This window comes from Myceligenerans salitolerans (assembly GCF_017349295.1).
GTDB lineage: Bacteria > Actinomycetota > Actinomycetes > Actinomycetales > Cellulomonadaceae > Myceligenerans > Myceligenerans salitolerans.
This window is the reverse complement of sequence record NZ_JAFMPK010000048.1, coordinates 101,912-115,707: the sequence shown is the minus strand read 5'-3', so window position 1 is coordinate 115,707 and position 13,796 is coordinate 101,912. Positions and strand designations below refer to the sequence as shown.

General features: G+C 72.0%; 12 protein-coding genes. 7 read left to right on the top strand and 5 right to left on the bottom strand.

Features of this window, described 5'->3' with window-relative positions; genetic code table 11:
- Nucleotides 1–1,214: glycoside hydrolase family 10 protein (locus J0911_RS18495; RefSeq protein WP_242636996.1), on the bottom strand; the 1,214-nt coding region annotated here is incomplete at its 3' end.
- Nucleotides 1,215–1,405: 191 nt separating this feature from the next.
- On the opposite strand from J0911_RS18495, the gene J0911_RS18490 reads away from it, so the two are divergent.
- Genes J0911_RS18490 through J0911_RS18480 form a run of 3 tightly spaced genes read left to right on the top strand, consistent with a single transcriptional unit; the run spans nucleotide 1,406 to nucleotide 4,032 of the window.
- Nucleotides 1,406–1,951, top strand: coding sequence for an RNA polymerase sigma factor (locus J0911_RS18490; protein ID WP_207276970.1), 546 nt, complete (start codon nucleotides 1,406–1,408; stop codon nucleotides 1,949–1,951).
- A complete protein-coding gene (locus J0911_RS18485) occupies nucleotides 1,941–3,536 on the top strand; it encodes a hypothetical protein (protein WP_207276969.1) in 1,596 nt (531 codons plus the stop codon). The genes J0911_RS18490 and J0911_RS18485 overlap by 11 nt, the downstream gene beginning before the upstream one ends.
- A gap of 49 nt (nucleotides 3,537–3,585) precedes the next feature.
- Nucleotides 3,586–4,032 (top strand): OsmC family peroxiredoxin, encoded by a 447-nt coding sequence (locus J0911_RS18480; RefSeq protein ID WP_207276968.1) that lies wholly within the window; start codon nucleotides 3,586–3,588, stop codon nucleotides 4,030–4,032.
- A gap of 41 nt (nucleotides 4,033–4,073) precedes the next feature.
- Here J0911_RS18480 and J0911_RS18475 read toward each other — a convergent pair whose 3' ends face one another.
- On the bottom strand, nucleotides 4,074–4,763 hold the full coding sequence (locus tag J0911_RS18475) for a nitroreductase family protein (protein ID WP_207276967.1): 690 nt from the start codon (nucleotides 4,761–4,763) through the stop codon (nucleotides 4,074–4,076).
- Between the two features lie 173 nt (nucleotides 4,764–4,936).
- Between J0911_RS18475 and J0911_RS18470 the strand changes: the two genes are divergently transcribed.
- A complete protein-coding gene (locus J0911_RS18470; protein WP_207277102.1) occupies nucleotides 4,937–7,960 on the top strand; it encodes an FAD-binding and (Fe-S)-binding domain-containing protein in 3,024 nt (1,007 codons plus the stop codon).
- A gap of 79 nt (nucleotides 7,961–8,039) precedes the next feature.
- Here the strand turns inward: J0911_RS18470 and J0911_RS18465 are convergent, their stop codons facing one another.
- From J0911_RS18465 to cofD, 3 genes are all read right to left on the bottom strand, one after another.
- Nucleotides 8,040–8,813, bottom strand: coding sequence for a hypothetical protein (locus J0911_RS18465; RefSeq protein ID WP_207276966.1), 774 nt, complete (start codon nucleotides 8,811–8,813; stop codon nucleotides 8,040–8,042).
- A gap of 102 nt (nucleotides 8,814–8,915) precedes the next feature.
- Nucleotides 8,916–9,725 carry a CofC family guanylyltransferase gene (locus J0911_RS18460; RefSeq protein ID WP_207276965.1) on the bottom strand — a complete coding sequence of 270 codons (810 nt, stop codon included), beginning with the start codon at nucleotides 9,723–9,725 and terminating at the stop codon, nucleotides 8,916–8,918.
- A complete protein-coding gene (gene cofD, locus J0911_RS18455) occupies nucleotides 9,722–10,738 on the bottom strand; it encodes a 2-phospho-L-lactate transferase (protein ID WP_207276964.1) in 1,017 nt (338 codons plus the stop codon). Before cofD ends, J0911_RS18460 begins: the two co-directional genes overlap by 4 nt.
- A gap of 60 nt (nucleotides 10,739–10,798) precedes the next feature.
- Here cofD and J0911_RS18450 point away from each other — a divergent pair, with 60 nt between their 5' ends.
- From J0911_RS18450 to J0911_RS18440, 3 genes are all read left to right on the top strand, one after another.
- Nucleotides 10,799–11,122, top strand: a complete 324-nt coding sequence (locus J0911_RS18450; protein WP_207276963.1) for a thiamine-binding protein — start codon at nucleotides 10,799–10,801, stop codon at nucleotides 11,120–11,122.
- Nucleotides 11,123–11,206: 84 nt separating this feature from the next.
- Nucleotides 11,207–12,466 carry a glycosyltransferase gene (locus J0911_RS18445; protein WP_207276962.1) on the top strand — a complete coding sequence of 420 codons (1,260 nt, stop codon included), beginning with the start codon at nucleotides 11,207–11,209 and terminating at the stop codon, nucleotides 12,464–12,466.
- Nucleotides 12,467–12,573: 107 nt separating this feature from the next.
- Nucleotides 12,574–13,794, top strand: coding sequence for a YncE family protein (locus J0911_RS18440; protein ID WP_207276961.1), 1,221 nt, complete (start codon nucleotides 12,574–12,576; stop codon nucleotides 13,792–13,794).
- The last annotated feature ends 2 nt before the right edge of the window (nucleotides 13,795–13,796 follow it).

The window sequence follows — 13,796 nt, the reverse complement described above, 5'->3', positions numbered from 1 at the left end:
AGGCTCTGGCCGGATCCGGTGTTGATGGTGACGACCCAGTCGTCGGTGCCGGTGACCTCGAAGGTGGTGTTGAACCGGTCACCCCAGGACTCCCCGGCGGTCACGCTGACCGAGCAGGTGCCGTCGCCGCCGCCGTTGTCGCCGCCGTCGTCGCCCCCGCCGTTGCCGTCGTAGTGGGTGCCCTCTCCGCTGTTGAGCTGGTCGAGCACGTAGTTGTAGGCGGCCTTCTTGTTGCCGTTGCCGTCGAACAGCAGCGGGGTGCCCTGGGAGCGCCACGAGTCGCTGTCACGCACGCCCCACACGGTGATGCCCTCGCAGCGGGAGACCGCCATGCAGGCCTGCGTCACACCGCGGAACTGCTCGGCCTGCGACGTTCCCGACCCCTCGATGTCGAGCTCGGTGATCTGCACGTCGACGCCCAGGTCGGCGAAGTTCTGGAGCGTCTCGTGGTAGTTGTTCGGCACGGGGTTGCCGGAGTTGAAGTGGGCCTGGAATCCGACGCAGTCGATCGGCACGCCCCGCGCCGTGAAGTCGCGGACCATGTTGTACACGGCCTGGGTCTTGGCGTGGTTCCAGTTGTCCGTGTTGTAGTCGTTGTAGCAGAGCTTGGCGTTCGGGTCGGCGGCGCGGGCGGCCCGGAACGCGGCCTCGATCCAGTCGTTGCCGGTGCGCTGCAGGTTGGAGTTCCGGCGGGCGCCGCTGTTGCCGTCCTCGAACGCCTCGTTCACGACGTCCCAGGCGTAGACCTTGCCGCGGTAGTGCGAGGCGACCTGGGTGACGTGGTTCAGCATCGCCTGACGGAGCGCCGAGCCCTCCATGTTCTGCATCCACTGCGGCTGCTGCGAGTGCCACGCGAGGGTGTGGCCGCGCACCTGCTTGCCGTTGTTCAGCGCCCAGTTCACGATCTGGTCGCCGGCGGAGAAGTTGAACTGGCCCTGCTGCGGCTCGGTCGCGTCGAGCTTCATCTCGTTCTCGGCCGTGATCATGTCGAACTCACGGTTCGCGATGGTCGTGTACTGCGAGTCGGAGAGCTTGTGGCCCGCGATCGCGGTGCCGTAGTAGCGGCCGGACTCGTCGGCCGCCGCGTGCAGCGTCGATCCGGCGGCCTGCGCGGAGGTGACGGCCAGGCCGGTGGTGAGCACCACGGCGGCGAGCGTTCCGAGCCCTGCGGCCCGCATCACGGACCTGCGGCGCCAGGGGAATGGTCGGGTCATCGTCGATCCTGTCCTCTCTTGACGTGCCCTCGTTGGCACGCTCGATAGAAAAGGTTTTCGGGACACAGCTAAGCACATCGCCGCCTATCTCGCAAACGTTTTCGATAACGATAAACTTGTGCGAACCTCTCAACGGCGGTGGCAGGACCCTGCCGGTGCAAGGCATCGGGCACACCAGACATAGTGGGGGTATGGGAGAGAGCGAGAGCCCGCCCGGCGGGCGCGTGCCGCACGACGACGCGTGGTTCGCCGCGCTGTTCGACGCGCACCACCGGTCCTTGTTCCGGTACTTCGTGCGCCGGCTGCCCGCGACCGGAGGCGCGCGGACGAGCGACGCCGAGGACCTCGCGGCCGAGGTCCTCGCCACGGCGTGGCGCCGCCGCGACGACGTGCCGGACGGCGCCGAGCTCCCCTGGCTCTACCGCACCTGCGGGTTCGTGCTGGCGAACCACCGGCGCAAGATCCGCGCGCTCCCGGTCGCCGTCGTCCCCGACGAACCGGACGACGTCGATCCGGAGAGCCTGGCGGTCGACGACGACGCCGTGCGCACCGTCCTCGCCTCACTCAGCCCTCGCGACCGCCGCGTCCTGCTGCTCGTCGCGTGGGACGGTCTCGACGGCGACGCGCTCGCCGAGGTCCTGGGCGTCTCGCGCGGCGGTGCCGACGCCGCGTTGTCCCGTGCCCGTTCCCGCCTCCGTGAGGCGTGGCTCACAAGCGAGCAAGCCCATGACGCGTGACGACATAAACCCGGGTGAGGAGCAGGACGACCAGGGCCCTGCTCCGCGAACGGAACCCCTGGACCACGACGAGCGCGGAGGGAACGCGATGAACGACGACGCCTTCGACCGCCTCCGTGCCGCCGATCCCGCGCACGACGCGTCCGAGCCGGTGGCCGGAGTGCTGCGGGCCAAGGTGGACGCCCTGATCGGGGCGGATGCTCCGGCCGCTGCCCGCTCCGGCGGCGGGCCGTCGTCGGCCGGTGCGGGTGCGGACGAGCTGGCCCCGCGCCGGTCGCGACGCCGGCAGCCCTGGCTGGTGGCGGCCGCCGTGGCGGGATTCGTCGCGGTCGGCGGCGGCGGGTACGCGGCAGGCTCGAACGGGTTGCTCGCGACCGGCGGGAGCGGGACCGAGGCCCTGGACGCGGCCTCCGTGCCCGAGGCGGCGCCACCGATCACCCTCGACCAGGGGCCCGACGCGGCGGGCGAGGGTCTCGCCGAGGGATCGGCCGGACCCGGGAGCACCGAGGAGGTCGCGCCGGACGTCCAGGGTGAGATCGGGCGGGAGCCGGCTGTCGGCACCTTCCTGTACCCGGCGCCGTCGCACACCGTGTTCCACGCGGGAGCCGGCCTCTCCGACGACGGGGGTGAGCTCGCGGCGTACACGCTCGACGCACGGGCGGCATACACGGAGGAGACGGCCGAGCGCGCGGCCCGTGCGCTCGGCCTGCGCGGCGACGTCCGCCGGGAGGGCGACGCGTGGGTGGCCGGCGCGACCGACGGATCGAGTGCGTCGCTGCGGATCGCCGCCGACGGCACCACCTCGCTCTGGTTCCACGACACCTGGCCGGACTCGTGGCGCTGCGACGTCGTCCCGCCCACCCTGCCCGAGGACCCGACGAGCGACGACGGGGACGCCACGGGGCAGGGCACGTCAGGCGCCGCGGCCCCTGACGGTGGGATCGCACCCGGTGACGGGGTCGACGGCAAGGACGGTCTCGCGCCTCCCTGCCGGGAGGACGACGCCGGGGCGCCGTCGTCCGGGGAAGCCCGTGAGCAGCTGCGGCGTGTCATGGAAGCGCTCGACGTCGACGTGGAAGCCTTCGACCTCGCGGTGGACGCGAGGGGGATGGGTACCGCGGTCACCGCGTTCCACACGATCGACGGGCGCCGGACGGGCCTGCAGTGGTCGGCCACGGTGTCGGGCACCGGGCCGGACGCCCGCATCGTCTCGTTGAACGGGTTCCTCGCCCCGGTCACGGAACTGGGGACCTATCCCGTGGTCTCGGAGCGCGAGGCGGTGGAGCGGCTCGGTGACACGCGATTCGGTGCCTCACCCGGCGGAGTCCGGACGCTGGACCCCGCGGCCTCCCAGGGCGCGGAGGGGACGGCGCCTGACGGAGCGCCCGCACCCCTCGAGCCCGGTGCCCCCATCGCCTGGCCGGTGCGTGACGTCACGATCACGAACGCCGACCTCGGTGTGGCGCAGCACGTGCTGACCGACGGCGCCGTGGTGCTCATTCCCGCGTACGAGCTGACGGGGGCGGGCGGCACGTGGTCGGTGATCGCCGTCGTGGAGGATCGTCTGGACTTCGCGGGGCGCTGACCGGGGGGATAGGTTCGGTGTGCGCAACCACCGAACAGAAGGAGCTCTCATGCCAGTCCGTACCGCCCGCACCGCCTGGAACGGCACCCTCCAGGAGGGGTCGGGTCAGGTGGAACTCACGTCGTCCGGCGCCGCCACGTTCGACGTGTCCTTCCCGCGCCGTGCCGCCGACGACGCCGAAGGCGTCACGAGCCCTGAGGAACTGATCGCCGCGGCGCACTCCTCGTGCTACGCGATGGCCTTGTCCGCGGAGCTCGGCAACGCCGGTGGCACGCCCGAACAGGTCGAGGTCGGTGCCGACGTCACGCTGGCGCCGGACCCGGCCGGCGGCTTCCGGATCTCGGCCGTCGCGCTGACGGTGCGTGGCTTCGCCAGTGGTGTCGACGAGGCCGGGTTCAAGGCGGCCGCCGAGGCGGCCAAGGCGGGCTGCCCCGTCTCGAAGGCGCTCGCCGGCGGTGTGGACGCGATCACCCTGGACGTCACCTTCGAGGGCTGACCGCCGACCCCGGGCGGGCGCCGCGGTAGCGCCCGCCCGGGTCACGCTCGCGTCGGTGGAGGCGGTTCCACGTGCTCGTGCGACGTGAAGCCGCCCCGGTGGATCAGGTCCGCCATCGGCTTACGTGCCCGGCGGGCCGGTGAGCCCGCCGCACCACCGGTGGCCGGATGCCCGACGGCGATCGCACCCGTGATCTCGTACTCCGCGGGGATCTCCAGGGCGGTCCGCACGGCGGGGGTCTCGCGCGGCGGGACGCCGAAGAAGCAGGCACCCAGGCCTTCGTCCACGGCGGTCTGCAGGATGAGCAGCGACGCCATGCCGGCGTCGACGTGCCAGTAGGGGACCGGCCAGCGAGACTCGTCGAGATCCTCCCAGCCTTTGTCCTTCTCCGCGTACCGCCGCAGGTAGGCGTCCTTCGAGGTGAGCACGAGGACCACGACGGGGGCCGTGCGCATGCCGACGAGCCAGGTGGACATGTCTCGATCCGACCGGGCGCTGCCCGAGTCCGCGCCGCCGGTCCGGGCGCCGCCGTCCGGCGGCGTGGCGGCCGTCCAGAAACGGTTCCGGTCCTCCGGCTCCTCGAGGACGACGAACGCCCATCCCTGGCTGAAGCCGGCGCTCGGTGCGCGGACGGCGTTCCGCAGCATCCGGTTCACGGCGTCGGCCGTGACGGGTTCGCCGGTGAACCGGCGGTGCATACGTCGCCGGCGGACGACCTCCTGAAACTCCATGGGCTCATCCTCCCCCGGAAAGCATCGGGGCGACCCGGCGGCGGCACGCTCCCGGAACCCGTGGAGGCACCCGCCGAGAGAATGCGACAATCACGGTCGTGCCCTCGCAGACCCGCCGTCCCCAGTCTCGTGCTCAGGTCGCCGCCGACGCGGACGCCACGACCGCAGGCCAGATCCGGCAGGAAGAGGCCCGCCTCGCGGCGGAGGCCGAGGCGCAGGACGCCGCCGCGATCGCCCGGGAGGCGGTCGCCGGCGCGCTGCGCACCGTCGTCGCGGGCGAGGTCGACCACTCCACCCGCCGTCGTGCCGAGTACTCCACGGACGCGTCGAACTATCGTGTGGTCCCGGACATGGTGGTGTTCCCCGAGTCGACCGACGACGTCGTCGCGGCGCGTGAGGTGCTCCGTGAGCTCGAGGTTCCCGTCACCGCACGCGGCGCGGGCACCTCGGTCGCCGGGAACTCCGTGGGGACGGGTGTCGTGCTCGACTTCTCCCGCCACCTCGGTGACGTGCTCGAGGTCGACCCGGATGCCCGCACGGCACGCGTGCAGCCGGGCACCGTGATGTCCAGGCTCCAGGCCGCCGCGAAGCCGCACGGCCTGCGGTTCGGGCCCGACCCGAGTACCCAGAACCGCGCCACGTTGGGCGGCATGATCGGCAACAACGCGTGCGGACCGCACGCCGTGGCGTACGGCCGTACCGCCGACAACGTGGTGTCGCTCGACGTCATCGACGGGCGTGGCCGCCGCTTCGTCGCGGGCGCCGGTGATCCGGAGTTCGCGGCCGTGCCGGGGCTCAAGGAGCTGGTCCGGGAGAACCTCGCGCTCATCCGGACGGAGTTCGGCAGGTTCGGCCGGCAGGTCAGCGGCTACTCGCTGGAGCACCTCCTCCCGGAGAACGGATCCAACCTGGCACGCGCCCTGGTCGGTACCGAGGGCACCCTGGTCACCGTGTGCGAGGCCACGCTCTCCCTCGTGCCGCTCCCGACCGCGCCCACGCTCGTCGTCCTCGGCTACCCCGACATGGCGACCGCCGCGGACGACGTCCCCGTGCTCCTCGGCTTCCAGCCGCTCGCGATCGAAGGACTGGACGCGCGGCTGGTCGACGTCGTCCGTCGTGCCAAGGGCGCGCGAGCCGTCCCCGATCTTCCCGAGGGCGCCGGCTGGCTGATGATCGAGGTCGGCGGCGAGACCGAGAACGAGGCGTTCGGGCGGGCACAGGCGATCACCGCCGCCTCGTCCGCCCTGGACGGCGCCGTGCTGCCCGCCGGCCCCGACGCGGCACGGATGTGGCAGATCCGCGCCGACGGCGCAGGCCTGGCCGGACGTACGTCCTCGGGCGAGCAGGCGTGGCCCGGCTGGGAGGACTCCGCCGTCCCGCCCGAGAAGCTCGGCGCCTACCTGCGTGACCTCCAGGCCCTGATGGATCGTTACGGCGTCGACGGGCTGCCCTACGGGCACTTCGGCGACGGATGCATCCACCTGCGGATCGACATCCCGCTCGAGGCGTCGGGGTCGATCCTGCGTACGTTCATGCACGACGCGGCCGAGCTGGTGGCCAGGCACGGCGGGTCGCTGTCCGGCGAGCACGGCGACGGTCGCGCCCGGTCGGAACTGCTGCCCCTCATCTACTCGCCCGAGGCGATCAGGCTCATGGAGCGGTTCAAGGCACTCTTCGACCCGGACGACCTGATGAACCCCGGCGTCGTGGTGCGCCCGCGCGCCGTCGACCAGGACCTGCGCCGTCCGTCCGCCAAGCCGGTGACGTCGGTCGTGCCGCTGGCCGGCGTCGTCTCGACCCTGCTGGGCGGGCCGTCGGCGCGGACCGGACACACCGGCTTCGGGTTCGCCCACGACCACCACGACCTGACGACGGCCGTGCACCGGTGCGTCGGCGTCGGCAAGTGCCGCGTGGTCCCCGAGCCGGGTGGCACCAGCACGTCCTTCATGTGCCCGAGCTACCAGGCCACGCGCGACGAGAAGGACGTCACGCGAGGCCGTGCCCGCGTCCTCCAGGAAGCGGTGAACGGCAACCTCGTCGGCGGCCTCGCCGCACCCGAGGTCCACGAGTCCCTCGACCTGTGCCTGAGCTGCAAGGCCTGCTCGTCCGACTGCCCGGCCGGTGTCGACATGGCGCAGTACAAGTCCGAGGTGCTGCACCGCACCTATCAGGGACGGCTCCGGCCGATCGACCACTACGTGCTCGGCTGGCTGCCCCGCTGGGCACGGCTCGTGGGACCGTTCAGCCGGCTCGTCAACAAGGTGCTGACGCCGCGCTGGGTGCAGAAGGCCGTGCTGTGGGCCGGAGGGATGGACCCGCGCCGCGAGATGGTGCGGTTCGCCGAGGTCCCGTTCCGGGAGTGGTGGCGCCGCGGCGGCGCGACCGGCGGCGTGCCTGGCCTGCGCGTCGGAGGGACGCCCGGCCACGAGGCCGAGACCGCCGCGCGGCTCGCCGCCAGGCCCAAGGTGGTGCTCTGGGCGGACTCGTTCAGCGACTCGATGGCGCCCTCGGTACCTCAGGCCGCCGTCGACGTGCTCACCGCGATGGGCTACGAGGCGGTGGCGGCCGACGACGGCGCCTGCTGCGGGCTCACCTGGATCTCGACCGGTCAGCTCGACGGCGCACGGCGGAGGCTCGAGAACCTTCTGCGCGTTCTCGGACCGTACGCCGTGAACGGGATCCCGATCCTCGGGCTGGAGCCGTCCTGCACCGCCGTTCTCCGCTCCGACCTCGTAGAACTCTTCCCCGAAGACCCTCGGGCACTCGCCGTGTCGCGAGCCGTGGTGACGATGGCCGAACTCCTCACGGGCAGGGGCGGGCCGGACACGATCCCGCTCCCGGCGCCGAGCCCCGACTGGTCCCTGCCGTCGATGAAGGACGTGACCGCCGTCGTGCAGCCGCACTGTCACCAGCACTCGGTGATGGGCTTCGCGGCCGACCGTGAGGTCCTCACGTCCGCGGGCGCGACGTTCGACGAGCTCGCGGGCTGCTGCGGCCTCGCGGGCAACTTCGGGATGCAGAAGGGCCACTACGACGTCTCGGTGGCGGTGGCGGAGAACGCGCTGCTCCCGGCCCTGCGCGCGGCGTCACCCGGCGACGTGTACCTCGCGGACGGCTTCTCGTGCCGCACCCAGGCGGACCATCTCGCGGACGTCCAGGGCAAGTCCCTGGTGGAGCTGATCGCGGAGCGGCTGTAGGAAGTGGCTCCCGGGAGCCGGCCCCGCGGTCAGAGCCGACGGGAGGAACGACCGGATGACCACTGCCGCGGGCGCGGCCTCATTCCCAGACGCGGATCCGCATCGTGAGGTCGTCGTCGGTGGCGTCGAGGATGCCGACCGACACCGTGCGCTCCTCGTCGGTCTGACCGCACATCCACAGGCCGTCGCCGAGATCGCGAGGACCGAGCTCATCACCCTCGACCAGGGTCTGGGACGCACAGTCCGCCAGGGTCGGCTCGGCATCGACGAGGCGGATGGCGCGGACTTCGAGCGCATCCGTGTAGCAGAGGTCGGAGCCGAGCTCATAGGACAAGCCGTAGCTGTTGACGACGAGGTCCCAGTTGGGGGCATCGCTGTCGAGATCGAGACAGGATCCTGCGGAGATGGCGACATCGTCGTCCTCGCGGAGGACGTCCGCGGGCGGCGTCGATCCGGTCTCCGGCGACGTCGTGTCCGACGAGGTGGCGTCCGACGACGGGCTGCTCGTGAGCCGGGCATTCTTGTCCTCGAGCGCGGAGACCTGGTCGCGGAGTGTGGTTGCCTCCTCCCGTGACGCGGCGAGCTGTCGTTCGAGCTCGTGCACCTGCGCCGACAGCTCGCTCGACGACTTCTCGGTGACGGTCTGCCGGACCTCCAGCCAGTTCGAGGCGACGGCGCCGGCGATCGTCGACGCCACCGTCAGAGCGCCGACGACCAGCGCGGCGATCACCTCACGCGAGGAGATCACGTCGCGAAGGCGGCGCTTCGCCGTCCCGGACCGGTCGGCGAGCTCCGGGAAAACGCGTTCCGGACGGGCGGAGTCTCTCGGGGCGGTGCGCTCGTCGTCGTTCACGGACAACCTTCCGCAGGTCACGTGCCGGACATATGGGCGCATAGAGCATGGCACAGGCCGGGAGGTGAGACAGAGTTGCGAGGTGCGGTGGGAAGAATCTGATCAGCGTGACGGGAAGCGGGCGTAGCGGGCGACAGCCGTGCGGACCTCCGCGGGGAGCTCGTTCCAGTCGTCGACCGTGTCCAGGTCGACGGCGGTGCTCGGACGACTGGTCGTCACCGCCCGCAGCCCGAGCCGTCGGGCTTCCGCCTCATGGGCATGACGGCTGTCCGGCCCGAACCGGAAGCGGAAGCCGACGGCTGCGCCGCCGTTCAGGAGCAACAGGTTCGTCCCGCGCCCCGCCCTGTCGGTCGCGATCACCACGTCGGCGGCCTGGGGCCGGTCCGGTGCCCCGAGTTCCGGCGACCGGCGCTCAGGAGGAGGTCCGGAACGTCGACCGTCCGGATGAAGGGGCGCTCGCGTCGCCAGGGCCGTGATGTCGGCGGGGGTGAGCGCGGGAAGATCGGCGTGCGCGACGAGCAGGGACGAGGGCGCGCCGAGGGCGTTGCCGGCGTCCGGTGTGCCCGAGCCGACGGCCTCCCGGGCCGTGTCCAGCGCGGCGTTCAGTCCCGGTCGGTCCGGTGACTGGGCCAGGAACGCCAGCTCGCCGACGTCGGACAGCTCGCCGACCGCCGAGCGTGCGAAGCCGATGTCCGCGGTGACCACCACGACCCGATGCACCTGCGGCGTCGCCAGCAGCGTGCCGACGACATGCTGGGCCAGCACGGTGATCAGCGCCCGCCGACCGTCGTCGTCGAGGACCGACGCGAGCCGTGACTTGCCGGAGACGCCGTCGCGCAGGGGGACGACGGCGGTGACGCCCGTCGCGAGGCGCGCGGGACCGGCGGGTGCCGGCGTGGCGGAAGAGCTCACGCGCGCGTCCCGAGCAACTCGTGCGCGAGCCGTGCGCGTCCCTCGGGACCGCCCATGATCGTGTCGGTCACCAGGACCTCGAAGCCGAGATCCGCGACCGGGCCGGAAAGGTGGGAGTCACGCTCGTCGATGCACATGACGTCCACGAGCCCGGTGTACAGCCGGGCCACGCCGAGCGCCGACACCTCGTGTCCCAGCGACTCCAGGATCTTCGCGGCCGGTCCCTTGATCGCCGCGCCGCCCACGATCGGGCTGACGGCGACGCGCCGCGCCGCGGTCCCGGCCAGGGCGTCGCGCACGCCGGGCACCGCCAGTACCGGGTCGATCGACAGGAACGGGTTCGACGGGGCGAGCAGCACCAGCTCGGCGTCGCGCAGCGCATCGATGACGCCGGGCGCGGGCCGCGTCGCCTCCGCGCCCTCGAAGTGCAGGCCGAGCACCTCGTCGGCGTGCTGGTGACCCACGAAGTACTCCTGGAAACCGAGCCGCCCGGACGGGGTGTCGACCATGGTGGCCAGCCGGTCGTCGGTGACGGGCACGACGCGTGGCCGTACCCCGAGCGACTCCGCGATCTGCGACGTCACCGTCGAGAGCGGCGTACCGGACCGCAGCCGGGCCGTGCGCGCGATATGCGTGGCGAGGTCCTTGTCCCCGAGCGTGAACCAGGTGTCCTCGCCGAGCCGCGCGAGCTGCCCGAGCGTCGCGTAGCTCTCCCCGCGCAGCCCCCAGCCGCGTTCCTCGTCGTTGAGCCCGGCAAGCGTGTACAGAACGGTGTCGATGTCGGGGGATATCCACAGGCCGTGCAGTTCGGTGTCGTCGCCGACGTTGACGACGACGGTCAGGGGATGCCGCGCCTCCGCGCTCCCGGGGGCCGCGACCGGCTCGCTCCCGGGGGCCGTCAAGTCCGTCGAGGCCGTCACCGGCTCGTGCGACGGCGGTCGCAGGGCAAGGTCGAGGCCGTGCGCGAGGCGGGCGCCGCCGACCCCGCCGGCCAGGAGAGTCACTCGTTCCACGCCCCGAGCCTATGCGCCCCGGACGGCCCGGTGCGGCGGCCGCCGTGTCACGATGGGGACATGGCTCTCTTCGCGTTCTCCGTCGCCCCGATGACCGGGAGCGAGTCCGTCTCCGCCGCCGTGGCCGAGGCGGTGCGTATCGTGCGGGAATCCGGCCTGCCCAACCGCACCACCTCGATGTTCACCGAGATCGAGGGTGAGTGGGACGAGGTGATGCCCGTCATCAAGGCCGCGACCGACGCCGTCGCGGCCGGTGGCCATCGCACCTCGCTCGTCGTCAAGGCCGACATCCGCCCCGGCGCGGCACCCGGCCAGATCGACAGCAAGATCTCCCGCGTCGAGGAGAAGCTGGCCACCGGCGACGAACCGCACGCCCGGCAGTGACGCTCGCCCGCGGGGTATAGCCTGCTCAGCGGTGTGCCGGGAAGCCTGGTCGGCGTCTCGTCCCGTCGAGCCACGGAGGTCCCCGTGCACGTCCTGATCATGTCCTTCGGCACCCGCGGCGACATCCAGCCGTACGCCGCGCTCGCGCGGGGCCTCGCCGAGGCCGGCCACGACGTCACGCTGGCCGTGCCGGACGGCTTCACCGACCCTGCCTCCGCCGATGCCGGCCCGGGCGTGATCACCGTCCACCCTGCCGGTACCGAGATGCTCCGGCTGGTCCGGGACGTCATGCCGGAACTCAGCGGCCCCACGGACGCACTCAAGACCTTCAAGGTCATGAAGTCCGCGATGCGCCGGCACATCGCCGAGACCTGGGACGCCGCGCGGGCCGCACGCCCCGACGTCGTCGTGTACCACCCGAAGTGCCTCGCCGGGCCGTCCGCAGCCGAGGCGCTGGGCGTCCCCGGCGTCCTGTCCATTCCGCTCCCGTTCTACACGCCCACCGCAGCCTTCCCCGTCCCGTTCCTCGGCGGTGCCTCCCTCGGGGCGTGGGGAAACCGCGCCACCTACCGGCTCGGCCGCATGGCGACCGTCATGTACAGCGGCATGATCAACGACTTCCGGCGTGAGATCGGGCTCGGCACCACGGTCGGCCGTCTCGCCGACCCGCTCAGGAACCCCGACGGGTCGCCCGTCCACACGCTCTACCCGTACAGCCCGCACGTCGTTCCGGTGCCCCCCGACTACCCTCCGTCGGCGCACGTCACCGGTTACTTCTTCCGTGACGACGACACCTGGGAGCCTCCCGCCCGGCTCTCCGAGTTCCTCGACGCGGGAACTGCGCCCGTCTACGTCGGGTTCGGCTCGATGGGATTCGGGAAGGGCGCCGATCGGCGTCGCGAAGCGATCCTGGGAGCGCTCGCGGCCAACGGGCTGAGGGGCATCGTCGCCACCGGATGGGGCGGGATCGAGCCGGGCGACGCGCCGTCGGACGACGTGCTCGTCATCCAGGATGCACCCCATGGCTGGTTGTTCCCCCGGACGGCCGCGGTCGTCCACCATGGCGGGGCCGGTTCGACCGCCGCCGGGCTGCGCGCGGGGAAGCCGAGCCTGATCGTGCCGTTCCTCGGTGACCAGCCGTTCTGGGGCGCCCGGGTGCACGCGGTCGGCGCCGGTCCGGAGCCGCTGCCGCGGAGAAGACTGGCTTCCGGGCTCGCCGGGCGTCTGGCCGACCTGGTCGGGAACGAGGGCTACGCCCGCCGTGCCGCGGCGCTGGGGGAGGCGATCCGCGGCGAGGACGGGGTCGGCCAGGGTGTGCGGGTCCTCGAGCGGATCGCGGGCTGAGGGGCGAGGGATCGCGAGCCGGGTCTGCCGCCGGACCATTCCCTACTGAACCTGATTCCAGTACCGTGGCTCGTGCCCGCTCACCTCACTGCCGAGGAGATGTCAGCATGGCTACGCGTACTCGTGTCCTGTCCGTTCTCGCCGCCACGACCCTGCTGCTCACAGGTTCGGCGGTACCGGCCCATGCCGATCCGCGCCCGCGGGAGGTGCTGTTCGTCGCGAACAACTGGGACGGCACGGCGTCCGTGGTGACGTCGGACGCGTCGCTGTCGCCGCTCGGCGAGCTGGACGTCACCCCGGACCGCGCCGAGCGGATGGCCGAGATCCGCCGCAACCCGATCTGGCTGGCGTTCTTCCTCGGCATCCGCGAGACCGTCGGAGAAGGGCACGACCAGTTCGCCGACGACATGTACTCGACCCCGGACGGGTCCGCGGTCGTGGTGTCCCGGCCGAGCTTCGCCGACGTCGCCTCGATCGACGTCCGTAGCGGAGAGGTCAACTGGCGCTTCCGCGTAGACGGTTACCGGTCCGACCACATGGCGCTGTCCCCGGACGGGACCCGCGTGGCCGTCTCCGCCTCGACGGGGAACCGCGTGCATGTGCTCGACGTCGCCACCGGCGAGGAGGTCGGCTCCTTCCCGACCGGTGACAAGCCGCACGAGAACGTCTTCACCGCCGACGGCCACATCTGGAACATGTCGATCGGCGAGGTGAACAACGACCTCGACGCGCCCTGGCTGGACTTCACCAAGGGAGACCGGGTCATCACCGTCGCCGACGCCACCACGTTCGACGTCGTCCGCGAGATCGACATGCGCGACCGGCTCGACGACTTCGGCCTCCCCGCGCACGAGGGCTGGTCCGACGCCGTCCGCCCCGCGGCGTTCAGCCCGGACGAGTCGAAGCTCTACTTCCAGGTCTCGTTCCACAACGGTTTCTTCGAGTACGACGTCGCCTCGGACGCGATCACCCGGCAGCACACGCTCCCCGAGAGGTTCGACGGCGGCCGCACCGACATGGTCAACGACTCGCGGCACCACGGCCTGACCATGGAACCGGGCGGCGAGCACCTGTGCGTGGCGGGGACCATGGACGACTACGCGGTGATCGTGGACCGCGAGACCTTCGCCGAAGGGCCGCTCGTCACCGTCGACAAGCCGTACTGGGCCACCGTGACGGGCGACGGGAGCGCCTGCGTGGTGTCGGAGTCCGGCGCGGACCGGGTGACGTCGATCGACTTCGTCACGGGCGAGAAGATCGGTTCCACGCCGGTCGGTGACCATCCGCAGCGGGTCCGGCTGGGCCACGTCCCGGCGGACTGGTCATGACT